The following is a 25,964-nucleotide window of genomic DNA, read 5'->3' as shown; positions in this document are numbered from 1 at the left end:
AGAAGAGACTGTATGAGCGCCCAGACCGAGACGCAGGAAGCCGAAGTTCAGAGCGACGGCCCGCTGCTCGACCTTACCGACGCCGGCGTGAAGAAATTCATCAAGCAGGCCAAGGCCAAGGGCTATGTGACGATGGAGGAGCTGAACAAGGTCCTCCCGTCCGAAGAGGTGACCCCCGACGCGATTGAGGACACGCTGGCGATGCTGTCCGAAATGGGCGTCAACGTCGTCGAGGCCGAGGAAGACGGCGAGCAGAAGGAAGGCGAGGGCGGCGAGGTCGCCGAGCGCGCCGAGACCAATGTCGCCGAGACCCCGGCGAAGGCCGCCTATGACCGCACCGACGACCCGGTGCGCATGTATTTGAGAGAGATGGGGAGCGTTGAGCTTCTCTCTCGCGAGGGCGAGATCGCGATCGCCAAGCGGATCGAGGCCGGTCGCGATGCGATGATCTCGGGCCTGTGCGAGAGCGCCCTGACCTTCGAGGCCATCATGGTCTGGCGCGACGAGCTGGCGAACAACCGCATCCTGCTGCGCGAGGTCATCGACCTGGACGCGACCTACGGCGTGCTGAACCCCTCGTCGCTGCCGCACAACCAGCCTCCGGCCGGCGCCGTCGCCGAGGAGGAAGTCGAGGAAGAGCAGCCGGCGGGCGGCGAGGCCAAGCCGGACTCCGACGACGATGATGACGAGGACTTCGATGATGGCGGCGGGATGTCGATCTCGGCGCTGGAGGCGGAACTGCGGGACGGGGTCATGGAGGTCCTGGACGCCATCGCCGCGGACTTCGGCGGCTTCCGCAAGCTGCAGGACAAGCTGGTCGAGGCGCGGCTGAAGGGCGAGATCCTGACGGCCAAGGACCAGAAGGCCTATGACACCCTGACGGCGACCATCTCGGGCCGCCTGAAGACGATGAAGCTGAACAACAACCGCATCGAGGCGCTGGTTGAGCAGCTGTACGCGATCAACAAGCGGCTGATGGGGCTGGAAGGCCGCCTGCTGCGTCTGGCCGACAGCTACGGCATCTCGCGTCCCGAGTTCCTGAAGGCCTATTTCACCCGCGAGCTGGACCCGAACTGGGCCGAGAACGTCAAGGAAATGGGCGTCCGCTGGACCAAGTTCAGCGACAATGAAGCCACCCAGATCGCCGGCATCCGCGCCGACGTCGCCGCCGTGGCGACCGAGGCCGGCCTGCCGATCGACGACTATCGCCGCATCGTCCAGACGGTTCAGAAGGGCGAGCGCGAAGCCCGTCAGGCCAAGAAGGAAATGGTCGAGGCCAACCTGCGCCTCGTCATCTCCATCGCCAAGAAATACACCAACCGCGGCCTGCAGTTCCTGGACCTGATCCAGGAAGGCAACATCGGGCTGATGAAGGCGGTCGACAAGTTCGAGTACCGCCGCGGCTACAAGTTCTCGACCTACGCCACCTGGTGGATCCGTCAGGCGATCACCCGCTCGATCGCCGACCAGGCGCGGACGATCCGTATCCCGGTGCACATGATCGAGACGATCAACAAGATCGTCCGCACCAGCCGCCAGATGCTGCACGAGATCGGCCGCGAGCCGACCCCGGAAGAGCTGGCCGAAAAGCTGGCCATGCCGCTGGAGAAGGTCCGCAAGGTCCTGAAGATCGCCAAGGAGCCGATCTCGCTCGAAACCCCGATCGGGGACGAGGAAGATTCGCACCTGGGCGACTTCATCGAGGACAAGAACGCCATCCTGCCCATCGACGCGGCCATCCAGTCGAACCTGCGCGAGACCACCACCCGCGTGCTGGCGTCGCTGACGCCGCGCGAGGAGCGGGTCCTGCGGATGCGTTTCGGCATCGGCATGAACACCGACCACACGCTGGAAGAGGTCGGCCAGCAGTTCAGCGTCACGCGCGAACGGATCCGTCAGATCGAGGCCAAGGCGCTTCGCAAGCTGAAGCACCCGTCGCGGTCGCGCAAACTGCGGTCCTTCCTGGACAGCTGAGAATAACGAAGGGGCGGCTCGCAGGGCCGCCCCTTTTTCGTTGAGCCGATGAGCCGAAAACACGTCAATCTGGGCCGCGCCCCCGCCAAGGCCGACCTGCCGACCAAGACCTGCGCCGCCTGCGGCCTGCCGTTTACCTGGCGCAAGAAATGGGCGCGGGACTGGGATCAGGTGAAGTTCTGCTCGGACCGGTGCCGGGAGGCGGCGAAGGCCTGACGGTACGGCGTCACCCCTCCACCCCGCTTCGCGCGGTCCGCCTCCCCACCTTCGGTGGAGAGGTGAGGGCGGTTCACCTCTCCGCGGCGTGGCGAGACGGAGGGGTTTTCCCCAAGCCCGCAAATCACCCTAGCCTGCCGCCCATGCGCTCTCTCCCGTTCGCCCTGACCGCCCTGCTTGTGCTGGCGAGTTGCAGTCCGATGCTGCCCGACAGCCGCGCCCCGATCCGGTCGCCCGCGGCCCCGTCGCGCACCGAGGCGCCGCTGGTGGGCAATCTGGTCGATCAGCCGGTCGGCGGCGGCACCCGGGCGGAGGTGATCCGCGAGAGCGCGGAACTGACGCAGTGCGTGGCGCAGCTGACGGCGGCGAGGGTGAGCTTCCGGCCGACGCCGGACCGGGGCGATCCCCAGGCCTGCGGCGTCACGGCGGGCGGGGTTCTGGGCCCCGACATGGGCACGGTGGCGCGCATGGCGCCCGGGGACGTGGAGATGACCTGCCGCACGGCCCTGGCGCTCAGTGTCTGGCGGCGTCAGTCGCTGGAGCCGGCGGCGCGGGAGCTGCTGGGCTCGGACGTGGTGCAGATCGATCACTTCGGCGCCTATGCCTGCCGCAATATCAACAACGGCGGGGTCAGCACCCGGATCAGCGCCCACGCCCGGGCCTCGGCGGTGGACATCGCGGGGGTGCGGTTGAGGGACGGGCGGCGCATCAATCTGAAGGCCGACTGGTTCGGCGGCGATGCGGCGGAACAGGCCTTCCTGCGCCGCATCCGCGACGACGCCTGCCGCATCTTCGGCACGACCCTGAGCCCCGACTACAATGCGGTCCACGCCGATCACCTGCATCTGGAGGCGACGGAGACGCGGTTCTGTCGCTAGGCGTTCGTATCGTTTTGTCCCCGTCGAAACTGTCCCTGTTGCGGGGACAGGGGCGGGACAGGCGGGGACGCGGGCGGGACAGGGCTGCAACACGTCACACCAACAGGCATGCGTCCGGAAATGACGTATCGGCGTTCCATACTGCCCGGCATGAGCAAGCCGCCCCGCATTCGCCGCTTCCCCGGCGCCCAGGTCTGGGCCCTGGCCCAAGACGCCTATCTGCAGGGCGAGCCCGCCGCCTCCATCGCCGACCGGCTGGACCTGACCGTCAACGGCATCCGCAAGCGCGCCGCCCGCAAGGGCTGGACCCGCACCCAGGCCGAGGCCGCGCGGCAACGAAACGCCCATCCGCATCAGGCGCTGAACACCCTGCTGGACGAGGTCGGCCGCGCCGCCGCCGAGGGGCGGCTGGAGACGGTGCTCAGCCTGTTGACCGGCGCCGAGCGGCTGACGCGGGTCGCCGCCGTCGTGCCGCGCCCGCCGCTGGAGCCCTCGCCCGAGCTTCAGGCCCGCTGACGCGAGGCGGAGACCCGGCGGCTGGAGACGCAGTGGGGCGAGCGCGCGCTTCGCATGGCGCAGGCCCTGTTGAGCGACCGGGGCTACGACCTGGCCGACAACTGGTCGCTGGAGGCCCTGCGCTGGCGCGCCCGCGTGCTGGGCCCCGATCAGGCGCGGCGCGACTTCCTGCGCGGGGTGCGGGGCGGCTGGGCGGGGCGGTACTGGGACGAGGCGGGGGTGTTGCGGCCGCCGGATGAAGGGGAGCAGCCCGAGGCGAGGATGTGGCGGCAGCATCGGGGGTGAGGGGCGTGATCGCCGACGGGGCGCCTATTCGGGGAAGCAGCGGCGGTCGAAGAAGCTGCGGGCGGCCGCCTGAGCGTCCGACGGGTTGTGCCCGCCGTCGAACTCCAGGGCGGTGAACGGGACGTTCGCCGTCCTCAGGGCCTCGACCAGCGGAACATAGTGGTCCGCGAAAGGCGCGGCGGGATCGCGGCGTCCGCCGTCCGATCCGGGCGCGAACCCGTCCCGCTCCAGTGCCACGCCCGACGCGGAACGTGCGCTTAAGCTTGTGTCATGACAGGGATTTCATGAGGGGCAGGCGGGGGGGCTGTTCGAGCCGGATGGCAGGAATGGCAGCCTTGCGGCGGGGGCGGACTTAGGTGTCGCGCCTATAAGCGGACATTGGCGCCACCTCACAGGGCGGCTACACGTCCCGAAACGCACGAAGCACTTGAGTGAAAAGCTGCGCGCCTAACTCTGTGCCGTCCAACGTAGCAGTTACTTCTGCGGCTAGAGTCGCTGGCTCTCGCTCTTGCGCGCTGCAACCTGACAGGCGCCGCTCGGTCGTCAGGCCTTGCGCGGCCGTAGGAGGAACGCGATCCCGATCAGGAAGAGGACGCTGCAGATCCAACTGCCCTCAGGCCCCACATCGCCGCCGGTTAGCCGGTCCGGACCCTGCGGAATCAACCGGACAATCAGGGCGGGCAGATCAATCACAAAACCGGTGACCGGCAGTTCGAACCCGATCGACAGCAGCCAGTTCCAGCCGATGTGCCAGCCCATCACCCCCCAGATGTTTCCCGCCCGGATGGCCCATAGGCAGGCGAAAACCGAGAACAGGGCTGAGCCCAACATGTCCTGCCAGGCCTGTCCGGGGGACCAATGCAGGAAGGTGAAGACCAGGGTCGTGGCTACCACGGCTGCGAGCTGGCCCCACTTGCGGGTTATGACCGACAACAGCCAGCCTCGGAAAATGAACTCCTCGACTCCGGCCTGGATTGCGAAGCACAGCAGCAAGATGGCCATGCTGCCGAGCGCTGTTGGCGAGGATAGAGCCGGCCCGAATTCGCCCACCTGATAGCCGCCAGCGAACCCGATGGAGGCGACGACCGTGGAGATGGTCACCCATCCGATCAAAAGGCCCCGAAACAGGGTCGTCAGGGGCGCCGGGCCGGTCAGGCCGACGGTCGACAGTGGACGCCGCTCGACCAGCCAAACCCAGGCAAGAACCATCAGGCCATTGAGGGCAAACGCGACCACGAGGTAGGCGTACATGCCGTTGAGGCCGATCGGACCACCCTCGGCATCTTCCAGTCCGAGACTTCTCAGCCAGGGCGAGGGTATCAGAACGGAGGCGATGACAAAGGCGATGAACAGAAAGGGTGCGAGGATTCCCCAGGGAAGCCAGCCCTTGTGGGGTTCGGTTGAGAAGATCGTTTTTGAGGTCATGGGCCTGAGTAGGCCAGCCGCTTCAAATGCGGATAGAATGATCGTGCGCGGCCGTGATGGCGTTCAGCCAAGCCATCGGCGCAAGGCCATAAGCTTTCCGGAACTGGCGGCCGAAATGACTCTGGTCGGCGAATCCGCAGGCGGCCGCTACGTCTGCGCCAGGCCGACCCCCCATCAGAAGACCGCGCGCCTTTTCCAGGCGGCGCAGTAGCAGGTAACGATAGGGGCTGGAGCCGAACATGGAGCGAAAGTCTCGCGACAGCTGCCAGCGATCATGGCCGGTCGCCAGCTCAAGCTCCCCCAGGGAAAAGGTTTCGTCCAGGCAGGAGTCTATATACTCCCGAGCCAGGCTCGCGGCTTCCCGGTTGGTGCGCCGGATCAGCTCGACCCCGCCGGAGGCGGCCTCGAGCGCGCCAGCAATCTCGACCAGCGCATCCTGATATTCGAGTTGGGACAACGGGCTGTGATAATCCGCCAACAGATCATTGACGGCGGCCGCGAGCCGCGGATCGGCCGAGAGCCCTTCTTCGATGAACGGCAGCGTCCGGCCGCCCAAGACATCCTGGATATCCCTCGGTCGGATATAGGCCGTCCGATAGCGGAAGGCCCGGCCATCACCGGAACGGCCATCGTGGCGCTCGTCCGGATGAAGCACGACCATCTGTCCCGGCAGCGAGTGACGGGTCTCGCCGCGGTAGTCAAAGCTCTGAACGCCTCCGAGAGTCAGGCCGAGGGCATAGGTGTCGTGGCGGTGCGGTCCGAACGCCACGCCCGTGAAACAGGCCTCGATGCGGTCGACATCCCCGGGCGCCCTGAACAGCCAATTGTCCGAAGCCGCAGCCACATCCGGTTCCTTCCCATCTGTCTGGGGTTTCGGCATCAAAGCACAGCAAAGACGCGGAAGGGCATGAACTCTCCGTCACCCTTCTGACCGCGTAGCCCGAGAAGGGCCGGATCGGCGGGCCGGAGCGTGCAGGGGTCGAAATGGTATGTCACCCAACCCACGGAGCCGCCCTTCGTAGGGTATTGTCAGGCCAAAAGACTTCCGCGCTTCCTTGGGCCTCTACGACTGAGAGGTGGGCATCATGAGGGGCTCTGGGCAAGCAGGGCCCGGAGCGGCAAGTCATGAAGAAGCTCCGGTAAGCCAGCCCATCGGTTTGGGCTGACAACACCGACAACACCAGCACGCCCGATAGCGGACGTTGCCAACCGCCGCTTCGAGTCAGAAGTCGCCGGCGCCACTGCCCCTCACTCCCCCCACACCCTGACCCAGTCCACCTGCATGGCCTGCGGGAAGGCGGTCGCGTCGACGCCCTGCTGACCGCCCCAGTCGCCGCCGACGGCGATGTTGAGGATCAGGTGGAAGGGGGTGGTGAAGGGCCAGTGCGACGGGTCGCCGGAGCCGTCGTTGGGGAAGGTGTAGTAGGGCTGGTCATCGACGGAGAAGACGATGGCGTCGGCGGTCCACAGGGCCTGGTAGGTGTGGAAGGCGGTGCAGGCGTCGGGGAGCTGGACGCTGCCCTGTTTCTCGGTGTGGCGGACGTGGTTGAAGGCGCCGGTGTGGATGGTGCCGAAGACGGTTCCGGCGCGATGGCCGACGTGCTCCAGGATGTCGATCTCGCCGCCCTGGGGCCAGCCGGCGGCGCCGTCGGGCAGCATCCAGAAGGCAGGCCAGGCGCCGCGGGCGCAGGGCAACTTTATCCGGGCCTCGAACAGGCCGCGGGTCCAGCCGCCGGTGTCGGTGCGGCTGAGCAGGCGGGCGGAGGTGTAAGACTGGCCGCCGTGGTCGGGGGTTCCGGCCAGGGTCTCGCGCCGGGCCTCGATGACCAGATTGCCGTTCTCGACGCGGGCGTTCTCGGGGCGGCCGGCGGAATAGTACTGGAGCTCGTTGTTGTACCAGCCGGTGCGGTTGGCGTGGGTGTCGTAGCGCCACTTGGCCGGGTCGGGCAGGCCGGGGGTGTCGAACTCGTCCGACCAGAGCAGGCGGTAGCCGTCGGGGGCGAGGGCGGGGGCGGCGAGGCCCGGGGCGGCGAGGGGCGTGACCTCCGGCGTCTGGGCGAAGGCCGGGGCGGCGGACAGGGCGAGGGCGAGGAGGGCGATGCGCATCCGGCGACGATAGCGAAGGAAGCGTCGCCGTCCGATCACGCTTGGTGACGGTAGCGCTATCGCGCGCTCGGGTCTTAGCGACCGCGTCGCGAGCTTTAGCGCCCCAACCCTGCGCTCAAGCAGCGAGCGACCGCGTCGCGAACGATAGCGCCCCTAAGTATCAGTTTTCCGCCACGACCTCGAAGCCGGCGTAGATCATGCGCTGGCCGTCGAAGGGCGGGGCCATGTCGGCCATGCGGGGGTCCTGCATCAGCTTTTCCCAGCCGGCGTCGCGCGTGGCCTTGTCGGGCCAGGTGATCCAGCCGACGGCGACGGTCTCGCCATCGGCGAGGGCGACGGCGCGCTTGAAGTCGGTGACCTTGCCGTCGGGCACGTCCTCGCCCCAGGTCTCGGTGATCGACAGGGCGCCGTACGCCCGGAACAGGGGCGAGACGGCGGCGGAGTGGGCGAGGTAGGCGTCCTTCTGGTCCGTGACGACGGGAATGACGGTGATGTCGACGAAGGGCATGGGGGGCTCCATTTTTGGGCGCTAACGCTCACGACGCGGTCGCTCGCTGCTTGAGCGCTGGGGTTGGGCGCTAAGGCTCGCGACGCGGTCGGTCGCGGCTTGAGCGCTGAACAGAGCGCGGGCGGGTGGCCGGAGCCTAACGCACAAGGATCGGCTGCGTAACCCGGGTCTTCAGGCGGCGGCCGCCCTTAGGCGATCATGTCGAGCAGGCTGCCGTACATGGCGTCGGCGGTCTTCAGGACGGAGACATTGGCCTTGAGCGCGATTTCGGCCTGCAGCCGCTCGACCGTCTCGCCCGCCAGGTCGGCGAGGGGATCGCGGGCGGTGCGTTCGGCGCTGGCGGCGAAGCGGGCGGTGGCGTCGGCGACACCCGAGGCGGCGATGGCGAAGGCGGACATGGTCGGCTCCCGTGACGCGGCCAGTGTGCACGGCGCAGGCTTACCGGGGCGCTGACAGGCATGGTGAACGCTTGACCGCACGCCGTTCCGGGGGGAACGTCGCGGCATGAGCACCCCGCCCGCGCCCGGCGAACGCTATCAGTCGTTCCGCCAGTTCTATCCGTACTACATCCACGAGCACTCCAACCGGACGTGCCGGCGGATCCACATCGTGGGCTCGGCCCTGGTGATCGCGGTGGCGGTGCTGGCGCTGGTGACGCGCAACGCCTGGTGGCTGCTGGCCCTGCCGGTGATCGGCTACGGCTTCGCCTGGGTGGGGCATTTCTTCTTCGAGAAGAACCGGCCGGCGACGTTCAAATACCCGCTGTGGAGCCTGATGGGCGACTGGCGGATGTTCTTCGAAACGGTCAGCGGCCAACGGAAGTTCTGAAACACAAAACCCCCGGCTCTGGCGAGCCGGGGGTTTTGTTTTGCGGGCGCTATCGCTCGCCGCGCGGCGGCGCGCTGCCTGAGCGGTGAGTGTTAGTTGGAGACGCCGACGGTGCGGGTCGAGGCGGCCATCAGCGGGGCGCGCGGGGCGTCCCACGAGGGCGGGCAGCCGTCGAAGCGGCCGGCGTCGACGATGGTCAGGGTGCGCATGTTCAGGCGCATGGCCTGTTGCATCGAACCGCGGCCGTGGCCGGTGTAGATGTCGATCTTCTGGCCCTTGATCGCGCCGCCGGTGTCGGAGGCGTACCAATAGCCGTCATGGACGGTCCCGTCGGCCAGACGCAGGCCGACCGTCTCGGGAATGAACAGGCGCGAGCGGCGCGGAATATAGCGGGGATCGGTGGCCACGGTGCGCATGGCGACCGGGCGGCAGCCGAGGCTGTCATTGCCCGTCGCCCCGCCACCGCCGGCGTGATAGAGGCGCGCCGAGGCGCTCCAGCGGGCGTCGGCGTCCATCAGGGACTGTTGCTCGTCGGTCAGTTCGACCTCGGCGCCGGCGTTGGAACCTTCAGGCGTCGCGTCGGTTTGATCGGCGCCCCACGACTGCGCCGAAGCAGCTTCGTAGGTGACCGGATCGCCGGCGACATCCGCTTGCGCGGGGAAGGTCATCGCCCAGATGAGGGCGAACGCGGCGGCAGTGCCGAACATGAGCAGACTCGCGGAATCACCGGCCCCTGACGCGTCCGGCGAGGGGCTTGTCGGTCTCAAATGTGGCAAAAACCAGACTTGCGGCTCCGGGTGCGACCCCCTGTCCGGTTCATCCGTGGATAAGTGGACCTTCTGGACGGTTAAGCGGAACCCGGCTTGGCAGTGCCAGACAAGTCTGTAAGCTGTATTCGCAGGTTACAAACTCTTTGCTGGTGGGCGATGCTTACTTTGTATGGTGATATTCGGTCCGGCAACTGTTTGAAGGTCAAGTGGTTGCTCGACTTCATCGGGCGTGATTATCGCTGGGTCGAAACTGATGTCACAACCGGTGTGACCCGATCTCCACAGTTTCTGGCCCTGAACCCCGCCGGGCAGACGCCGACGATTGTATTGGAGGACGGACGGCCGCTGGCGCAGTCGAACGCCATACTTGTCCACATGGGGGAGGGGACGGCCCTGATCCCCGCCGATCCCTACGACCGGGCGAAGATGTTCGAATGGCTGTTCTGGGAGCAGTACAGCCACGAGCCCTGTATCGCCGTGGCGCGGTACCAGCGCGCCATCGCGGGCAGGACGGCGGAGGAGATCGACCCGCGGCTGATGGAGCGCGGCCATGCGGCGCTGGCGCGGATGGAGGCCGGGCTGGAGGCGCGCGACTGGCTGGCCGGGGAGGCGGCGTCGTTGGCCGACCTGGCGCTGGTCGCCTACACGCGCGTGGCGCACGAGGGCGGGTTCGGGATGGAGGCCTACCCGAACGTGCGGGCGTGGGTCAGCCGGGTGGAAGGGGTGTTCGGGATCAGGTGACGCTTGTCATCCCGGACGGCGCGAAGCGTCGATCCGGGACGACGGTCCCCAATCTAATTATTCTCCCGGACAGCCCTTGGGCTGAGCCGGGAGAAGGCGAGCGCCGGCAGGCTGTCGCCCGGATAAGCGCAAGCGCTTTCCGGGCGTGGATATCGAGTGTGTAGGGCGCGTCCCGGATCGCTGCTGCGCAGCGTCCGGGATGACAAGCCGCAAGCAGGTTACTGCCGCGGAACCGGTCGGCCGCCTTCGGCCCATTCCGGTTTGAAGTCGCCGGTGGCCATCCAGCGGATGGGCTCGACCAGGGACTGGATGGCCCGGGTCATGAAGGGGAAGTCCAGGTTTTCGATGGTGTCTTCGGCGGTGTGGTAGTTCGGAATGGTGGCCCAGCCCGAAATGGTGTGGGCGACCACGCCCTGCAGGGCCAGCTGGTAGTTGTCCGAGCGCTCGAAGAAATTCTGGTCCGGATAGATGTCGGGCGCGATCAGGGCGCCCCGGTCCTTCAGCGTCGGGCCGAAATTGGAGCGCTCGAAACCGGTCATCATCATGATGCCCGCCGGCATGTTCGGGTCCTGCTGGCCGATCATCTCGATCTCGAGGTTGGCGACGATGCTGTCGATCGGCACGGGCGGATTGCGCGCGAACCACAGGGAGCCGAGCAGGCCCATCTCCTCGGCGCCATAGCAGACGAACAGGATGGAGCGTTTCGGCTGCTCGCCCGCCGCCAGGGTCCGGGCCAGTTCCAGCACCGCCGCCACGCCCGAGGCGTCGTCATTGGCGCCGTGCATGATGACGCCATCGCGAACGCCGAGGTGGTCGAGGTGGGCCGAGATCATGATGACGCCCGCCTGCGGGTCCGAGCCCTGCAGCCAGCCGATGGCGTTGGTGGTGATCCGCTCGGCGCCTTCCGGGGCGACCACGTCCCAACGCGGGCGGCGGTTCGGCTGGGTGGCCGGACGCTGCACCACGCCGGCGGTCTGGAGATAGCCGGTCATGCCGGGCGCGGGCTTGAGACCGTATTCGGCGAACCGGGCGGCGACATAGGCCGCGGCCACGGCCTCGTCCGGGGTGGCGCTGCCGCGACCGCGCAGGGCGTCGCCGGCCAGGAAGGCTTCATGCGCCTCGACCCGCGCCTGCTCGACCATCAGGTGCTGCGGGGCGGCGACCGACGCCGGGGCCGGCGCGGCCGTCTGGGCGAAGGCGGCGGGACCGAAGGCGACGGGCGCGAGAGCCATCAGGCCGACGGCCAGCATCAGGGAACGCTTGAACACGGGAAACCTCCGAACAGGGACGGTCAGGGTTAGGGGTGCGGCGGCGTGCCGGTCAAGCTGTGACGAAGACTCCGCTGGACCTGACGGCGAGGCGCATTTAACCCCTGAGCCTCCACAGTCCGGACCTGCCTGCCATGAAGCGTTTCGCCCTCGCCGCCGCCGCCGTCTGCGCGCTGGCCGCCGTCGCCGTTCCCGCCGCCGTTCAGGCCTGGGGCAATACCGGACATCGCCTGATCGGCGTCGCCGCCATGCGCGCCCTGCCGGACGACATGCCCGCCTTCCTGCGCTCGCCCGACGCGGTGGCCGACGTCGGCGAGCTGTCGCGCGAGCCGGACCGCTGGAAGGGCGGCGGCCAGCCGCATGACCGTGAGCGGGACACGGCCCACTTCGTCGATCTGGACGACAACGGGTTCGTCTTCAACGCCTCCGGGCCGTCGGTCGACGCCCTGCCGCGCCTGAAGTCGGAGTATGACGCCGCCCTGACCGCCGCCGGTCTGGACGTCGATGACGCGGGCTATCTGCCGTATGCGATCTGGGACGCCTATCAGAACCTGGTGCGGGACTTCGCCTACTGGCGCGTGCTGAACGCCCAGGAAGCGCGTGAGAGCGATCCGGCCAAGCGGGCCTGGTATCGGGTGGACCGGGAGCGCCGCGAGGCCCTGATCCTGCGCGACATGGGCGTGCTGGGCCACTACATCGGCGACGGCTCGCAGCCGCACCACACGACCATCCACTACAATGGCTGGGACCGGAACACGCCCAACCCGGAAGGCTTCACGACCTCGCGCCAGACCCACGGCATGTTCGAGGGCGCCTTTACCGCCCGCGTCGCCCGTCTGGACGCCATCGAGGCCGCCATGGCCGCGCCGAAGCTGGACGGCTTCGACCTGCGCGCCCGGGTGCCGGCCTATCTGCGGACCACGCTGGCCGAGGCGACGCCCTTCTATCGTCTGGAGAAGGCCGGCGGTTTCGCCGAGGGTGACGCACGCGGCGCCCAATTCACCATCGCCCGACTGGCTGCCGGCGCCGCGGAACTGCGGGACTTCTACATCCTGGCGTGGCGCGACTCGGCCGACGACAACATCGGCTGGCCCGCCGTGAAGGTGGCCGAGGTCGAGGCCGGGACGGTCGATCCCTGGGTCGCGATGTACGGCGAGGACTGATCTTCACGGGTGAAGAGTGTTAGTGAGCCGGAGGTGAGCGAGATCGCACCGGTGGCCCGGACCGGGGCCGCCCCCTCGCTCACCCGCACTTTTCACCTCTTCACCTGCGTCGCCCATGTCTGACCTGACCCCTCCCGTCGTCATCCTCGACAAGTCCCAGATGGCCGAGAACATCGGCGCGGTGGCGCGGGTGATGGCCAATTTCGGCCTGTCCGAACTGCGCCTCGTCAGCCCGCGCGACGGCTGGCCGCAGGATCGGGCCTGGGCCACGGCCTCGGGCGCCGACTGGGTGCTGGAGGGCGTGAAGGTGTTCGACAGCGTGGCCGAGGCGGTCGCGGACCTGAACACCGTCTTTTCGACCACCGCCCGCCCGCGCGAGACGCGGATGCCGGTGCGCACGCCGCGCGAGTCGGCCCGCATCCTGTATGACGACACGGCGTCCGGCCTGAAGACGGGCCTGTTGTTCGGGGGCGAACGGGCGGGGCTGGAGACGACCGACATCGCCCTGACCGCCGGGATCGTCACCATTCCGATCGACCCCCGACACCATTCGCTCAACCTCGCGCAGGCGGTGTCGATCAACGCCTATGAGTGGCGCACCCTGATCCTGGACGCTCCGCCGCCGCGCTTCCGGGAGATTGATCCGCCCGCGTCGAACGAACTGCTGATCGGGATGTACGAGCATTTCGAGGCGGAGCTGGAGGCCGGCGGCTTCTTCTTCCCGCCCGAGAAGAAGCGGTCGATGAGCCAGAACCTGCGCGTCATGCTGGGCCGCTCGGCCTTCAGCGAGCAGGAGGTCGCGACCTTCCGCGGCGCCATCCACGCCCTGGCCAAGGGGCGCGGCCGGGTGCTGGCCAAGATGGCGGAAGCGCGGGCGGCGGCGGGGAAGAAAGCCGACGGCGAGTGAAGCTCGTCCTCATCTATCCGCTGGCGGCTCTGGCGGAGATCGCGGGCTGTTTCGCCTTCTGGGCCTGGCTGAAGCTGGACCGGTCGCCGCTGTGGCTGGTTCCGGGCGTGGCCTGTCTGATCGCCTTCGCCTGGTTGCTGACCTTCGTGCCGACCGATGCGGCGGGGCGGGCGTTCGCGGCCTATGGCGGGGTCTATATCTGCGCCTCGCTGGCGTGGATGGCGGTGGTGGAGAAGAGCCCGCCGGACCGCTGGGACCTGATCGGCGGCGCGGTCTGTCTGGCGGGGGCGGGGATCATCCTGTTCGCGCCCCGGGGCTGAGACGCGGTTGATCGGCCGGAACGGTTCCTGTAGGAGCCGCCTCGTTGGGGAGTAGCCGCCGGCGACGTTCAGCCGGGATCGCGTCAACACACTCGCAGACTTCGATCCTGAGGATCGGGGCTCGTGGTGCGATCAGCGGACCGAGCGTCCGCCTGGCGAGACCAGCGTGCCTTGCGATCCCCAACCGGCGGGGACGCGAGCGCGCTGTCTCGTGCGTCCGGCGGATTTCAATTGATGACCCCTCTGTCCATCGCGGTGCTGTCGCTCAGCATGTCGACCGACGCCTTCGCCGCCGCCGTCGGGCGCGGCGCGGCGCATCGTCCCCCTTTCGCCACCGCGGTTCGCAACGGTCTGGTGTTCGGCGTCATCGAGGCGATCACCCCGCTGATCGGCTGGGGGCTGGGCCTGATCGCGGCGGGCTTCGTCGAGCAGGTGGACCACTGGATCGCCTTCGGCCTGCTGGGCGCGGTGGGGGCCAAGATGCTGTGGGAAGCCTTCCAGCCCGTCGAGGACGATGACGGCGCGCGGCTGGCCCGCAACGGGGTGCTGGCCCTGATCGCCACGGCGGTCGGCACCAGCATCGACGCGGCGGCGGTGGGCGTGGGGCTGGCCTTTATCGGCGCCAATATCTGGATCATCGCGGCCTCGATCGGCTTCACGACCTTTGTGGCGACCACCATCGGCATGCTGATCGGAAAGGCCGTGGGCCGTCGCTTCGGCAAGGTCGCCGAGTTCCTGGGCGGGGTGGCGCTGATCCTGATCGGCCTCGGCATCCTGGCCGAGCATATGGGCTGGCTGACCTAGGGGTTCAGCAGGTCGTCCACGAAGGCGGGCACGGTTTCGCTCGCCGGGCCGTAGATCAGTGTGTCGAACCGGCGCGAGCCGTCGGTCGGCTCCAGATTGATCTCCACTGTCCGGGCCCCGGCGCGGCGGGCGTCCCGCACGAAGCCGGCGGCGGGATAAACCGCGCCCGAGGTGCCGATGGAGACGAACAGGTCGGCCGCCTTGATCGCCGCCTCGATCCGCTCCATCCGCAGGGGCGTCTCGCCGAACCAGACGATGTGGGGACGCAGCCAGCCGTCCGGGCTGAAGGGGCTGGCGTGGCGCGGCTCGAGGTCGCCGGGACAGTCGATGACCGCGCCGGTGGCGGTGCAGTGCGCCTTCAGCAGTTCGCCGTGCATGTGGATCAGCTCGAAGCCGGGGGCGGGCGGCTGCAGGGCATGGGCGCGGTCGTGCAGGTCGTCGACGTTCTGGGTGACCAGCAGGAAATCGCCCTCCCACCGCGCGGCCAGTTCGGCCAGCGCATGATGGGCCGGGTTGGGCTGAACCTCGGCCAGCTGTCGACGGCGCTGGTTGTAGAAGTCCTGCACCAGGGCGGGGTCACGGGTGAAGGCCTCCGGCGTGGCGAGATCCTGCACGCGATGGCTCATCCACAGACCGTCCGAGGCGCGGAAGGTCGGCAGGCCGCTCTCGGCCGAGATGCCGGCGCCGGTGAGGATGACGAGGTTTCTGTGACCCATGTGGTTCCATAGCATCGATGGTCTGTCCTAGAAGAGCGGCAACGCACAGGAGCTCCCCGCCATGAAAACCCGCGCCGCCGTCGCCTTCGAGGCCAAACGCCCGCTCGAGATCGTCGAGGTCGATCTGGAGGGGCCGCGCGCCGGGGAGGTGCTGGTCGAGATCAAGGCCACCGGCATCTGCCACACCGACGCCTATACGCTGGACGGGCTGGACTCGGAGGGGATCTTCCCGAGCATTCTGGGCCACGAGGGCGCGGGGGTGGTGGTCGAGGTCGGGCCGGGCGTGACCTCGGTCGCGGTCGGCGATCACGTGATCCCGCTGTACACGCCGGAATGTCGCCAGTGTAAGTCGTGCCTGAGCCGCAAGACCAACCTTTGCACGGCGATCCGGGGCACCCAGGGCCAGGGGCTGATGCCCGACGGCACCAGCCGCTTCAGCTACAAGGGGCAGGCGATCGCCCACTATATGGGCTGCTCGACCTTCTCGAACTACACCGTGCTGCCCGAGATCGCCCTGGCCAAGATCCGCAAGGACGCGCCGTTCGACAAGGCCTGCTACGTCGGCTGCGGCGTGACCACGGGCGTGGGCGCGGTGGTCAACTCGGCCAAGGTCGAGCCGGGCGCCAATGCGGTCGTCTTCGGTCTGGGCGGCATCGGGCTGAACGTCATCCAGGGGCTGAAGATGGTCGGCGCCGACATGATCATCGGCGTGGACCTGAACCCCGACAAGGAAGAGTGGGGCCGCCGCTTCGGCATGACCCATTTCGTCAATCCCAAGGACGTGTCGGACGTGGTCGCCCATCTGGTCGAGCTGACCGGCGGCGGCGCGGACTACACCTTCGACTGCACCGGCAACACCGTGGTCATGCGTCAGGCGCTGGAGGCCTGCCATCGCGGCTGGGGCGAAAGCATCATCATCGGCGTGGCCGAGGCGGGCAAGGAGATCGCGACGCGTCCGTTCCAGCTGGTCACCGGCCGGGTCTGGAAGGGCTCGGCCTTCGGCGGTGCGCGCGGCCGCACCGACACGCCGAAGATCGTCGACTGGTACATGGACGGCAAGATCGAGATCGATCCGATGATCACCCACACCTTCGGTCTGGAAGACATCAACAAGGCCTTCGACCTGATGCATGAGGGCAAGAGCATCCGCTCGGTGGTGGTGTTCTGATCGCATAGGGTTGCTAAAAGCAACGGACTCGTGCGAAGTCGGGCGACCTGAGGGAGGAAGACATGTTCACACACATCACCGTGGGCGCGAACGACATCGAGGCGTCGCGCAAATTCTATGACGCGGCGCTGGGCGCGCTGGGCATCGAGCCCGGCCAGCCGGACGACCGGGGCCGCTACTGGTGGCGGACGCCGCGCGGGGCCTTCGCGATCACCAAACCCCTGGACGGCGATCCCGCCTGCCACGCCAACGGCGGCACCATCGGCTTCGGGGCGCGCGATGAGGAGGCCGTGAAGGCCTTCCACGACGCCGGCGTCGCGGCGGGCGGCACGTCGATCGAGGATCCGCCCGGCGAACGCAAGGGCCCGTTCGGCGCCCTGTATCTGTCCTATCTGCGCGACCCGTCGGGCAACAAGATCTGCGCCCTGCACCGTCCGAAGTGATCCGCTGGCAGGAATGCTAGCGGTGTGCTAGCATTCCTGCATGGCTCAGGTTCTTGTTCGCAATCTGGATGATGCGGTGGTGGCGCGGCTCAAGCGTATCGCCGAGCGCGAGAACATGTCGCTGGAGCAGAAATTCCGCGATATGGCGGCCCGTGAGGTGCATCTGGCTGAAGAGCGGTTCGAGGCCGTGGCGACGCGTGTACGAGAACAACTGCGCGGAGCCACCCTGGACAGCACAGCCCTGATCCGCGAGGACCGGGATCGGTGAGCCGGGTCGTCCTGGACGCCAGCCTGATCATGAAATGGTACCTGCCAGACGATCCCCTGTTTGAGGATGCCCTGGCTGTGCGTGATGGCATCGAGGGGGTTGCGCCCGCCTTCGTGCAGGTCGAGCTGGCGAACACGCTCTGGAAGTATGTGCGCGCCGGATTGCTGGACATCGATAGCGCCTGCGCCGTGGTGTCCAGCGTGGTCGGGCGCCTTGAGCTGGTTGCGGACGAAGACCTGATCGAGGCGGCGCAAAGGCTGAGCGCATCGCTCGATCATGCCGTTTACGACTGCCTCTATATCGCCCTGGCTCGGCGTGACGGGTTGGTTCTGGCGACCGTGGACAAGCGTCTGGCCGCTCGCGCCGCAGATCTCGGCGTCGATGTTCGTTACCTGTCAAAGGCTGTCTGAATGTTCCAAACCACCAAGACCCACACCGTCCACGGCGGCACGCTGCGTTATCTGAAGCATGACAGCGCGACGACGGGCACGCCGATGACCCTGTCGGTCTTCGTCCCGGGCGGGGAGGGGCCGTTCCCGGTGCTGATCTGGCTGTCGGGCCTGACCTGCACCGAGGACAATTTCACCACCAAGGCCGGGGCCTACGCCGCCGCGGCCGAGCACGGGGTGATCATCGTGGCGCCGGACACCTCGCCGCGGGGCGAGGGCGTCGCCGACGATCCGGCCTATGATCTGGGGCAGGGCGCGGGTTTCTATGTCGATGCGACCCAGACGCCGTGGGCCCCGCATTTCCGCATGGAAAGCTATGTCACGGGCGAGCTGATCGACCTGATCGACGCGGAATTCCCGACCACCGGGGCGCGCTCCATCTCGGGCCATTCGATGGGCGGGCACGGGGCGCTGACGCTGGCGCTGCGTCATCCGGAGCTGTTCCAGTCGGTCTCGGCCTTCGCGCCCATCAGTTCGCCGACCCGGTGTGCATGGGGCGAAAAGGCCTTCACCGCCTATCTGGGCGAGGACCGGGCGGAGTGGGCCAAACATGATGCGGCCCTGCTGATCGAGGGCGGCGCCGCGCACGGCGTCTATGACGACATTCTGGTGGATCAGGGCGACGCCGACAGCTTCCTGACGGACCAGTTGAAGCCGGAACTGCTGATCGCGGCGGGCAAGGCGATCGGGCAGAAGGTCACGGTGCGGATGCAGCCGGGCTACGACCATTCCTACTTCTTCATGGCCAGTTTCATCGCCGACCATGTGGCCTTCCACGCGGCGCGGCTGAAGGCGTAAGCTCCGGGCGAACCGGAGTGACGTCGATGACGTGGTGCGTATTCGTCCTGTCCGTCCTGCTGCTGGCCGCGCCCGCGGTGGCGCAGGAGCAGATGGGCGATCCGTCCTTCCGTCCGACCGTGGCGCGGCCCGCCTATGCGGGCGAGGGGCCGCTGATCCAGCTGGATGCGGCCCATGGCAGCGTGCAGACGATCGACGGTCGGTATGCGGGCTTCGCCGCCCTGGCGCGGGCCGACGGCTATCGCGTCCGGGCGGGCGAGCAGGCGCTGGATCAACCCGGCGCGCTGGACGGCGTCGATGTGCTGGTGATCTCCAACGCCGTGCGACCGGCGGACGGCAGCCGCCCGGACGCCTTCACCGCCGCCGAGATCGCTGTGCTGGAGGCCTGGGTGCGCGAGGGCGGCGCCCTGTTGCTGGCCGCCGACCACGCCCCCTATGGCAGCGCCAATGAGACGCTGGGCCGGGCGCTGGGCGTCGAGATGGGCAAGGGATACGCCTTTGTCCCGACGCCCGAGGGGCCGCTGACCAATCTCGACTATCCGGCCCAGGCGTTGGGCGACCACCCCGTCGTGGCCGGTCGCGACGAGAGTGAACGGGTTCGCCGCGTCCGCACCTTCACCGGCCAGTCGCTGCGCGGGCCGGAGGGCGCAACAGTGCTGCTGGCGATGAGCGCTGACGCGCGCGAGGCCCGCGACCTGCCGACCCTGCAGCAGATTGATCGGCGGCTAGAGGCCGGAGAGGCGGCCGAGGCCGTGCTGGCCGAACTGTCGCAGCCGGCCCTTCCGGCGCAGGGACTGGCGTTCGCCCATGGGCGCGGACGGGTCGTGGTTCTGGGCGAGGCCGGGATGCTGACGGCGCAGGTGGTGAAGTTTCCCGCCGAATCCGGGCGCGAGGACGTCGTTTTCGGTCTACAGACCCCCGGCCATGACGATCAGCAGTTCGCGTTGAACCTGCTGCACTGGCTGAGCCGCCTTGAGGGACTGAGATGAGCGACGACCGGTACGATGCGATGTTCGCGGCGCTGTGCAGCGAGGTCGGCTTCTGTCTGCACGAAAAAGGACAGAAGAAGGTGGTCGCGGCCCTGCCCGAGGGTCTGGACGCGGCGACCAAGGTCGCGTTCGCGGCGGCGGGCGTCGACTACATGATGGCGCTGGGCGACCACCGCCGGGCCGTGCGCGACTGCATGAAGGCCAACCTGCCGAAGGACTAACGCTCGTCCTTCGCCTCGGCGGCGGGCGTGGGCGTGGTCACGGTGGTCGTGGTCGTCGAGGTGGTGACGGTGCGCGACGTGGAATAGCTGATGGTGCAGCCCGGCGCGTTGACGAACTGGCCGTCGCGGGTGTGGCAGCTGGAGGCGGCCGTGATCGGTTCACCGGCCGCGCAGCCGGCGAGGCCCAGCAGGACGAGGGCGGTCAGCAGGGCGGGGCGAGGGGCGATCATGCGGCGGCTCCGGCGACAGACCCCACAATCCGATGTTCGCCGGCGCCGCGCAAGGCGTCGATACAAGCTTGACCGCGCGTCGGATGCAGCCTTTGAGGGGCCGCGGGCGTTCAACGCCTGACAAAATCCCGCTGCGGCGCCTTTGGCTGAACGGTCTCGGCGCCTACATGCGGTTCAGATCAACCTGTCGACAGGAGCCCTCCATGGCCTTCACCCTTCCGCCCCTTCCGTACGCCTATGACGCCCTGGAGCCGGCCATCGACAAGGAGACGATGACCTTCCACCACGACAAGCATCACCAGACCTATGTCGACAACCTGAACAAGGCCGTCGACGCCGACGCCTCGCTGCAGGGCAAGTCGCTGGAAGAGCTGTTCGCCAACATCTCCAAGGCCCCCAAGGCCGTCCGCAACAACGGCGGCGGTCACTGGAACCACAGCCTGTTCTGGGAACTGCTGGCCCCGGCCGACAAGGCGGGCGAGCCGTCGGCTGAACTGGCCGCCAAGATCGACGCCGAGCTGGGCGGTCTGGACAAGTTCAAGGCGGACTTCGACGCCGCCGGCGCCGGCCAGTTCGGCTCGGGCTGGGCCTGGCTGATCCTGCAGGACGGCAAGCTGAAGGTCACCTCGACCCCGAACCAGGACAACCCGCTGATGGACGTGGCCGACGAGAAGGGCGCTGTCCTTCTGGCCGCCGACGTGTGGGAGCACGCCTACTACCTGAAGTACCAGAACCGCCGGGTCGACTACCTGAAGGCCTTCTGGTCCGTGGTGAACTGGAACAAGGTCAACGAACTGTACGACGCCGCCAAGTAAGGCCGGCCACAGTCGGGGTTTCGGAAAGGCGCCGCAGCGATGCGGCGCCTTTCTTGTGTTTGTGAATGTTAGCGCTAACATCGTTCCTAACGAACAGATCGCCGGGGAGCGAGACATGAGGGACTGGGCGAAGCACGCGAGGCGTGCGGCGGCGGCGATGGCCGCGTCGGGCGTGTTGCTGACCGGGGCTGCGGCGGTGGCGCAAGAGCCGCGGGTCATCGTGGCGGATGCGACGGCGGACAGCCGACCGCGGGACCGGATGGCCGATTTCTCCGTCGGCGCGGACTATCCCGCGGTGACCGGGCGCGAGGATGCGCTGGCGCAGTTGCAGGTCGCCCGCAAGGAGCTGGGGTTCCGATACATCCGCTTCCACGCCATCTTCCATGACGACATGGGCGTCTATCGCGAGGTCGACGGGCAGCCGGTCTATGACTTCACCAGGATCGACGCCCTGTACGACCGGTTCCTGGCCATGGGGATCAAGCCGTTCGTGGAACTGGGTTTCACCCCGCACGACATGCGGACCTCGGACCTGACGATCTTCTACTGGAAGGGCAACACCTCCCATCCCCAGCCGGACAAGTGGGACGCGCTGGTGGACGCCTTCGTCCGCCACCTGATCGAACGCTATGGCGCTGAGGAGGTGCGGACCTGGTTCTTCGAGGTCTGGAACGAGCCCAATCTGGACGGCTTCTGGGAGCGGGCCGATCAGGCGGCCTATTTCGACCTGTATGTGCGGACGGCGCGGGTCATCAAGGCGATCGACCCGGCCCTGCCGGTGGGCGGGCCCTCGACGGCGGGCGCGGCCTGGGTGCCGGAGCTGCTGGCCTATGCCCGGGCGCATGACGCTCCGGTCGATTTCGTGACCACCCACACCTATGGCGTGGACGGCGGCTTCCTGGATGAGAACGGGGAGGGGGACAACAAGCTGTCGCCCAACCCGGACGCGGTGATCGGCGATGTGCGCCGGGTGCGGGAGCAGATCGAGGCGTCGGCGACGCCGGGCCTGCCGCTGTACTTCACCGAATGGAGCACCAGCTACAATCCGCGTGATCCGGTGCACGACAGTCCCCTGAGCGCCGCCTACATCCTGAGCCGGCTGAAGCCGGTCGAGGGGCTGGTGCAGGGCATGAGCTACTGGACCTATTCGGATCTGTTCGAGGAGCCGGGGCCGCAGACCCGTCCGTTCGACGGCGGTTTCGGCCTGCTGAATCCGCAGGGCATCCGCAAGCCGGCGTGGTTCGCCTACAAATACCTGGCGCGGCTGGGCGATGTGGAGCTGGCCAATGCGGACCCCGAAAGCATCGTGACGCTGGATGGGCGGACGTTGCAGGTGCTGGCCTGGCGGTATCAGGCGCCGGACCAGACGGTCAGCAACCGGCCCTATTTCCGCGCCGTGCAGCCGGCCCCCGAGGCGGCGCCGCTGCGGATCGAGGCCGGGGGGCTGACGCCCGGACGGTATCGCGTGGAGGTTCGCCGCGTGGGCTTCCGCAGCAACGACGCTTACACCGCCTATCTGGAGATGGGCCGGCCCGAGACTCTGACCGCTGCGCAGGTGGAGCAACTTCAGACCCTGACCCGGGACTCGCCCGAGGTTCGGTCGGTGGTCGTGGGCGCGGACGGTCGGGCGCGGCTGGAGCTGCCGATGAAGGTTTATGACGTCGTTCTGGCGGAATTCACGCCGGAAGCGCCCTGACGGGGTGGCGGTTCGGCGCGGACGCCCCAGATCAGGCGTTGCCGTAAGCCATCCCGGAGCCGTCATGACCTTCCACGCCCGCCTCGCCGCCGCCGGCCTGATCCTCGCCGCCCTGGGCGCCTGTTCGCCCGACACCGAGAAGAAGGCGACGGCGCAGGCCCCCGCGCCCGTCCCGGCCGTGGCGACGGAGGCGACGATCCACGCCTTCCGCATCGGTCAGCTGGAGGCGGTGGCGCTGAAGGACGGCAACATCGTCCTGCCCGCGACGGCGAAGGAAAGTCCGTGGGGCAATGCGGCCCAGGTCTCGGCCCTGCTGCGCGCCCAAGGCGTGACCGACGACAGCATTCATCTTTCGATCCAGCCCCTGCTGGTGAAGGACGGCGACCGGATCGTGCTGATCGACACCGGCGCGGGCGGCGGGATGGGGACTGAAGGCCGGCTGCAGACCTCACTGCGCGAGGCGGGCGTGACGCCGGCGCAGGTGACCGACATCCTGATCTCGCACGCGCACGGCGATCACGTCGGCGGACTGGTGGCCAATGGCGCCCTGGTCTTCCCCAATGCGACGATCCGGCTGAGCATCCCGGAATGGACGGCCCTGCAGGCGGACGCCGAGATGGCCGATCTGGTGCGGGTCATCACGCCGAAGGTGCGGGCCTTCGCACCGGGCGCGGAGGTGGCGCCGAACATCACCGCCGTCTCGCTGGACGGGCATACGCCGGGCCATTCGGCCTATGAGATCGCGCAGGGCGGCGGGCGGCTGCTGTACATCGGCGATGCGTTGCACAGTTCGATCCTTTCGGTGCAGCGGCCCGACTGGACGAACGCCTGGGACGGCGACAGCCCGTCGGCGATCGCCACCCGTCAGGGCCTGCTGGAGCGGTCGGCGTCGCAGAACCTGTTGATCTACGCCCCCCACTTCCCCTTCCCCGGCCTGGGCCACATCCAGCGCCAGGATGATGGTTTCGTCTGGACGCCGCAGGCCGCGCCCGCGCCGTAACCTCTTCACGCGGCCGCTCGCATCTGGTCTGTTACCGCTAACAAAAGACGGCGGGGGCGGGCTATGCGGGCGATCATTTCAGGCGTTGTGGCGGCGATTCTGCTGGCCGCCGGGCCGGCGTCGGCCGATGTGCGCGGCAGTCTCCGTCTGGACCAGCCGGGCGCACGGGTGAACCCGGACGTGCACGGCCAGTTCATGGAACAGCTGGGCAGCGGCATCACCGGCGGCATCTGGGTCGGGGAAGACTCCGCCATCCCGAATACGCGCGGCTTCCGCAACGACGTGGTCGGGGCGCTGAAGGCGCTGGAGGTCCCGGTCGTGCGCTGGCCGGGCGGGTGCTACGCCGACACCTATCACTGGCGCGACGGCGTCGGTCCGCGCGCCGACCGCCCCGTGACGCTGAACCGGTGGTGGGGCAACAGCGAGGAAGACAACGCCTTCGGCACCCACGAATTCTTCGACTTCGCCGAACTGATCGGGGCGAAGACCTATCTGAGCATCAATATGGGCTCGGGCACGCCCGCCGAGGCGGCGCAGTGGGTCGAGTACATCACCTCGGACACCCGCTCGACCCTGGCGCAGGAACGGCGCGCCAACGGGCGGGAGCGGCCGTGGAAGATCGACTACCTCGGACTGGGCAACGAGCCGTGGGGTTGCGGCGGGCGGATGCGGGCGAGCTATTACACCGACCTGATGCGCCAGTACGTCGGCTTCGTCATGCCGGAGGGGACCGTGTCCGTCGCCTCCGGGCCGAACGCCGCGGACTATGACTGGACCCGGACGCTGATGCGGGACGGGCGGGACAATTTCGACCAGTTGTCGCTGCACTATTACACCCTGCCGACGGGCGACTGGGCGCGGAAGGGGGCGTCGGTCGGGTTCGACGAGGCGGAGTGGGACGCGACCTTCCGGCAGGCCTACCGCATCGAGGAGATGATCCGGGGCCACGACGCCATCATGGATGAGTATGACCCGGAGGGACGGGTCGGGCTGGCGGTCGATGAATGGGGCGCCTGGTATGATCCGACGCCGGGGACGGTGGCCGGCCACCTTCAGCAGCAGAACTCGCTGCGCGACGCCCTGCTGGCGGCGGTGCATTTCAACATCTTCCACCGGCATGCGGACCGGGTGCGGATGAGCAATGTGGCGCAGATGGTCAATGTGCTGCAGGCGCTGATCCTGACGGACGGGCCGCGCATGACCCTGACCCCGACCTATCACGCCTTCATGCTCTACAAGCCGTTCCGCAACGCCGCGGTCCTGCCGGTGACGCTGGAGGCGGACGGCGCCGACAGGCTCGATGTGACCGCCGCGCGCAGTGACGACGGGCGGGTACATGTGGCGCTGGTCAATCTGGATCCGGCGCAAGCGACCGAGGTCCGCATCCGGCTGGACGGCGCGCATGGGCGGACCGTCGCGGGGCGGGTGCTGACCTCGGACCGGATGGATGCGCACAACACCTTCGAACAGCCGGCGACGATCGTCCCGACGGTCTTCCGGGATGCGCGGATCGAGGACGGGGTGCTGATCGCCCGGCTGCCAGCCAAGGCGCTGGTGGTGCTGGAGCTCCGTTAGGGGCGCGATCCGACCGCCGCAGCGTTGACTCAGGGCCTGTCCATGGGCATAAGCGCCGCCTTCGCGCACCCGACTCCGGTCGGGCGCGGGATTTATGACGGATGATGCGTGGACCGCCGTTGGGATTGTCTCTCCAGTTGGGGAGGGACCGGGCCGCATCGCTACAGAGAGTGACTTCATGTCCAAGCGCCACAGCGCCAAGTACAAACTCGATCGGGTCATGGGTGAAAACCTGTGGGGCCGTTCGAAGTCCCCGGTGAACAAGCGTTCGTACGGCCCCGGCCAGCACGGTCAGCGCCGCAAGTCCAAGGTCTCTGACTTTGGTCTGCAGCTGAAGGCCAAGCAGAAGCTGAAGGGCTACTACGGCAACATCACCGAGAAGCAATTCTCCGCGACCTACACCGAAGCCACGCGCCGCAAGGGCAACAGCTCGGAAAACCTGATCGGTCTGCTGGAATCGCGCCTGGACGCGATCGTCTATCGCGCCAAGTTCGTCCCGACCGTCTGGGCCGCTCGTCAGTTCGTCAGCCACGGCCACGTGACCGTCGACGGCAAGAAGGTCGACATCGGTTCGTACCGCGTGAAGCCGGGTCAGGTCATCGAGGTCAAGGAAAAGAGCCGCGCCATGGCGCTGGTGCTCGAAGCCCAGCAGTCGTCGGAACGCGATGTGCCTGACTACCTCGAGCTCGGTGATCGCGGCTTCTCGGTCCGCTACGTCCGCGTGCCGGAACTGGCCGACGTGCCGTACCCGGTGAAGATGGAGCCGAACCTGGTCGTCGAATACTACTCGTCGTAAGGTCTGGCGCGTCAGCGCAATCAAAGTTGAAGGGCTCCGGAGCAATCCGGGGCCCTTTTGCTTTGGCGGACGGCGGGGGGCGGTTCACTTC

Annotated in this window: 33 protein-coding genes; 23 read left to right on the top strand and 10 right to left on the bottom strand. The window is 67.9% G+C overall.

The window, feature by feature from the left end; genetic code table 11:
• Nucleotides 1-12: 12 nt before the first annotated feature.
• The 5 genes from rpoD (at nt 13) to ACW174_RS02410 (ending at nt 3,869) form a co-directional block, all read left to right on the top strand.
• Nucleotides 13-1,974: an RNA polymerase sigma factor RpoD gene (gene rpoD, locus ACW174_RS02430; protein WP_492016104.1), complete on the top strand. Its 1,962-nt coding sequence runs from the start codon at nt 13-15 to the stop codon at nt 1,972-1,974.
• 48 nt (nt 1,975-2,022) lie between these two features.
• Nucleotides 2,023-2,190, top strand: a complete 168-nt coding sequence (locus tag ACW174_RS02425; protein ID WP_492016103.1) for a DUF2256 domain-containing protein — start codon at nt 2,023-2,025, stop codon at nt 2,188-2,190.
• 143 nt (nt 2,191-2,333) lie between these two features.
• On the top strand, nt 2,334-3,068 hold the full coding sequence (locus tag ACW174_RS02420) for an extensin-like domain-containing protein (protein WP_492016102.1): 735 nt from the start codon (nt 2,334-2,336) through the stop codon (nt 3,066-3,068).
• 150 nt (nt 3,069-3,218) lie between these two features.
• On the top strand, nt 3,219-3,584 hold the full coding sequence (locus ACW174_RS02415; RefSeq protein ID WP_492016101.1) for a hypothetical protein: 366 nt from the start codon (nt 3,219-3,221) through the stop codon (nt 3,582-3,584).
• A gap of 54 nt (nt 3,585-3,638) precedes the next feature.
• Nucleotides 3,639-3,869, top strand: a complete 231-nt coding sequence (locus tag ACW174_RS02410) for a hypothetical protein (RefSeq protein WP_492016100.1) — start codon at nt 3,639-3,641, stop codon at nt 3,867-3,869.
• A gap of 24 nt (nt 3,870-3,893) precedes the next feature.
• Here ACW174_RS02410 and ACW174_RS02405 read toward each other — a convergent pair whose 3' ends face one another.
• The 6 genes from ACW174_RS02405 to ACW174_RS02380 all read right to left on the bottom strand — a co-directional run bounded on the left by ACW174_RS02405 (nt 3,894) and on the right by ACW174_RS02380 (nt 8,306).
• A complete protein-coding gene (locus ACW174_RS02405; RefSeq protein WP_492016099.1) occupies nt 3,894-4,106 on the bottom strand; it encodes a hypothetical protein in 213 nt (70 codons plus the stop codon).
• A gap of 306 nt (nt 4,107-4,412) precedes the next feature.
• On the bottom strand, nt 4,413-5,294 hold the full coding sequence (locus tag ACW174_RS02400) for a CPBP family intramembrane glutamic endopeptidase (protein WP_492016098.1): 882 nt from the start codon (nt 5,292-5,294) through the stop codon (nt 4,413-4,415).
• Between the two features lie 22 nt (nt 5,295-5,316).
• Complete coding sequence (locus ACW174_RS02395; RefSeq protein ID WP_492016097.1) at nt 5,317-6,138, bottom strand: AraC family transcriptional regulator; 822 nt, start codon at nt 6,136-6,138, stop codon at nt 5,317-5,319.
• Nucleotides 6,139-6,542: 404 nt separating this feature from the next.
• The gene (locus tag ACW174_RS02390; protein ID WP_492016096.1) at nt 6,543-7,400 is read right to left on the bottom strand and encodes a glycoside hydrolase family 16 protein; all 858 of its coding nucleotides are present in this window, start codon (nt 7,398-7,400) and stop codon (nt 6,543-6,545) included.
• A gap of 160 nt (nt 7,401-7,560) precedes the next feature.
• A complete protein-coding gene (locus tag ACW174_RS02385; protein WP_492016095.1) occupies nt 7,561-7,908 on the bottom strand; it encodes a DUF1428 domain-containing protein in 348 nt (115 codons plus the stop codon).
• Between the two features lie 188 nt (nt 7,909-8,096).
• Entirely contained in the window at nt 8,097-8,306 is a 210-nt protein-coding gene (locus ACW174_RS02380) for a flagellar hook protein FlgE (protein WP_492016094.1), read from the bottom strand.
• A gap of 106 nt (nt 8,307-8,412) precedes the next feature.
• Here ACW174_RS02380 and ACW174_RS02375 point away from each other — a divergent pair, with 106 nt between their 5' ends.
• Nucleotides 8,413-8,736, top strand: a complete 324-nt coding sequence (locus ACW174_RS02375; RefSeq protein ID WP_492016093.1) for an Mpo1-like protein — start codon at nt 8,413-8,415, stop codon at nt 8,734-8,736.
• Nucleotides 8,737-8,828: 92 nt separating this feature from the next.
• On the opposite strand, the gene ACW174_RS02370 is transcribed toward ACW174_RS02375, so the two are convergent.
• Nucleotides 8,829-9,443 (bottom strand): 3D domain-containing protein, encoded by a 615-nt coding sequence (locus ACW174_RS02370; RefSeq protein ID WP_492016092.1) that lies wholly within the window; start codon nt 9,441-9,443, stop codon nt 8,829-8,831.
• A gap of 219 nt (nt 9,444-9,662) precedes the next feature.
• Here ACW174_RS02370 and ACW174_RS02365 point away from each other — a divergent pair, with 219 nt between their 5' ends.
• A complete protein-coding gene (locus tag ACW174_RS02365) occupies nt 9,663-10,247 on the top strand; it encodes a glutathione S-transferase family protein (protein ID WP_492016091.1) in 585 nt (194 codons plus the stop codon).
• Between the two features lie 218 nt (nt 10,248-10,465).
• Here ACW174_RS02365 and ACW174_RS02360 read toward each other — a convergent pair whose 3' ends face one another.
• Nucleotides 10,466-11,515: a M28 family metallopeptidase gene (locus tag ACW174_RS02360; protein WP_492016090.1), complete on the bottom strand. Its 1,050-nt coding sequence runs from the start codon at nt 11,513-11,515 to the stop codon at nt 10,466-10,468.
• A gap of 134 nt (nt 11,516-11,649) precedes the next feature.
• Here ACW174_RS02360 and ACW174_RS02355 point away from each other — a divergent pair, with 134 nt between their 5' ends.
• The 4 genes from ACW174_RS02355 (at nt 11,650) to ACW174_RS02340 (ending at nt 14,709) form a co-directional block, all read left to right on the top strand.
• Complete coding sequence (locus tag ACW174_RS02355; RefSeq protein WP_492016089.1) at nt 11,650-12,678, top strand: phospholipase C/P1 nuclease family protein; 1,029 nt, start codon at nt 11,650-11,652, stop codon at nt 12,676-12,678.
• Between the two features lie 115 nt (nt 12,679-12,793).
• A complete protein-coding gene (locus ACW174_RS02350) occupies nt 12,794-13,585 on the top strand; it encodes an RNA methyltransferase (protein WP_492016088.1) in 792 nt (263 codons plus the stop codon).
• Nucleotides 13,582-13,905 (top strand): YnfA family protein, encoded by a 324-nt coding sequence (locus ACW174_RS02345; protein WP_492016087.1) that lies wholly within the window; start codon nt 13,582-13,584, stop codon nt 13,903-13,905. The genes ACW174_RS02350 and ACW174_RS02345 overlap by 4 nt, the downstream gene beginning before the upstream one ends.
• 234 nt (nt 13,906-14,139) lie before the next feature.
• Nucleotides 14,140-14,709, top strand: coding sequence for a manganese efflux pump MntP (locus ACW174_RS02340; protein WP_492016086.1), 570 nt, complete (start codon nt 14,140-14,142; stop codon nt 14,707-14,709).
• On the opposite strand, the gene ACW174_RS02335 is transcribed toward ACW174_RS02340, so the two are convergent.
• Nucleotides 14,706-15,425 carry an NAD-dependent deacylase gene (locus ACW174_RS02335; RefSeq protein WP_492016085.1) on the bottom strand — a complete coding sequence of 240 codons (720 nt, stop codon included), beginning with the start codon at nt 15,423-15,425 and terminating at the stop codon, nt 14,706-14,708. The genes ACW174_RS02340 and ACW174_RS02335 overlap by 4 nt on opposite strands.
• Nucleotides 15,426-15,486: 61 nt before the next feature.
• On the opposite strand from ACW174_RS02335, the gene ACW174_RS02330 reads away from it, so the two are divergent.
• From ACW174_RS02330 to ACW174_RS02300, 7 genes are all read left to right on the top strand, one after another.
• Nucleotides 15,487-16,593, top strand: a complete 1,107-nt coding sequence (locus tag ACW174_RS02330) for an S-(hydroxymethyl)glutathione dehydrogenase/class III alcohol dehydrogenase (protein ID WP_492016084.1) — start codon at nt 15,487-15,489, stop codon at nt 16,591-16,593.
• A gap of 62 nt (nt 16,594-16,655) precedes the next feature.
• Nucleotides 16,656-17,036 carry a VOC family protein gene (locus tag ACW174_RS02325; RefSeq protein ID WP_492016083.1) on the top strand — a complete coding sequence of 127 codons (381 nt, stop codon included), beginning with the start codon at nt 16,656-16,658 and terminating at the stop codon, nt 17,034-17,036.
• 40 nt (nt 17,037-17,076) lie between these two features.
• Complete coding sequence (locus ACW174_RS02320) at nt 17,077-17,304, top strand: FitA-like ribbon-helix-helix domain-containing protein (protein ID WP_492016082.1); 228 nt, start codon at nt 17,077-17,079, stop codon at nt 17,302-17,304.
• Nucleotides 17,301-17,714, top strand: a complete 414-nt coding sequence (locus tag ACW174_RS02315; protein ID WP_492016081.1) for a type II toxin-antitoxin system VapC family toxin — start codon at nt 17,301-17,303, stop codon at nt 17,712-17,714. The genes ACW174_RS02320 and ACW174_RS02315 overlap by 4 nt, the downstream gene beginning before the upstream one ends.
• Entirely contained in the window at nt 17,715-18,551 is an 837-nt protein-coding gene (fghA, locus tag ACW174_RS02310) for an S-formylglutathione hydrolase (RefSeq protein ID WP_492016080.1), read from the top strand.
• Between the two features lie 26 nt (nt 18,552-18,577).
• Nucleotides 18,578-19,540 (top strand): DUF4350 domain-containing protein, encoded by a 963-nt coding sequence (locus ACW174_RS02305; RefSeq protein WP_492016079.1) that lies wholly within the window; start codon nt 18,578-18,580, stop codon nt 19,538-19,540.
• The gene (locus ACW174_RS02300; RefSeq protein WP_492016078.1) at nt 19,537-19,761 is read left to right on the top strand and encodes a hypothetical protein; all 225 of its coding nucleotides are present in this window, start codon (nt 19,537-19,539) and stop codon (nt 19,759-19,761) included. Before ACW174_RS02305 ends, ACW174_RS02300 begins: the two co-directional genes overlap by 4 nt.
• On the opposite strand, the gene ACW174_RS02295 is transcribed toward ACW174_RS02300, so the two are convergent.
• Nucleotides 19,758-19,991: a hypothetical protein gene (locus tag ACW174_RS02295; protein ID WP_492016077.1), complete on the bottom strand. Its 234-nt coding sequence runs from the start codon at nt 19,989-19,991 to the stop codon at nt 19,758-19,760. The genes ACW174_RS02300 and ACW174_RS02295 overlap by 4 nt on opposite strands.
• Nucleotides 19,992-20,194: 203 nt before the next feature.
• Between ACW174_RS02295 and ACW174_RS02290 the strand changes: the two genes are divergently transcribed.
• The 5 genes from ACW174_RS02290 to rpsD all read left to right on the top strand — a co-directional run bounded on the left by ACW174_RS02290 (nt 20,195) and on the right by rpsD (nt 25,873).
• A complete protein-coding gene (locus tag ACW174_RS02290; RefSeq protein ID WP_492016076.1) occupies nt 20,195-20,806 on the top strand; it encodes a superoxide dismutase in 612 nt (203 codons plus the stop codon).
• A gap of 115 nt (nt 20,807-20,921) precedes the next feature.
• Nucleotides 20,922-22,502, top strand: a complete 1,581-nt coding sequence (locus tag ACW174_RS02285; RefSeq protein ID WP_492016075.1) for a GH39 family glycosyl hydrolase — start codon at nt 20,922-20,924, stop codon at nt 22,500-22,502.
• Nucleotides 22,503-22,566: 64 nt separating this feature from the next.
• Nucleotides 22,567-23,502: an MBL fold metallo-hydrolase gene (locus ACW174_RS02280; RefSeq protein WP_492016074.1), complete on the top strand. Its 936-nt coding sequence runs from the start codon at nt 22,567-22,569 to the stop codon at nt 23,500-23,502.
• A 63-nt stretch (nt 23,503-23,565) separates the two neighbouring features.
• A complete protein-coding gene (locus ACW174_RS02275) occupies nt 23,566-25,077 on the top strand; it encodes an alpha-N-arabinofuranosidase (RefSeq protein ID WP_492016073.1) in 1,512 nt (503 codons plus the stop codon).
• 178 nt (nt 25,078-25,255) lie between these two features.
• A complete protein-coding gene (gene rpsD, locus ACW174_RS02270) occupies nt 25,256-25,873 on the top strand; it encodes a 30S ribosomal protein S4 (protein ID WP_492016072.1) in 618 nt (205 codons plus the stop codon).
• Nucleotides 25,874-25,964: the final 91 nt, after the last annotated feature.

It is taken from the genome of Brevundimonas sp. AVps31 (assembly GCF_058681355.1).
The sequence above is the reverse complement of the archived record's forward strand: the minus strand, read 5'-3'. Positions and strand labels throughout refer to the sequence as shown.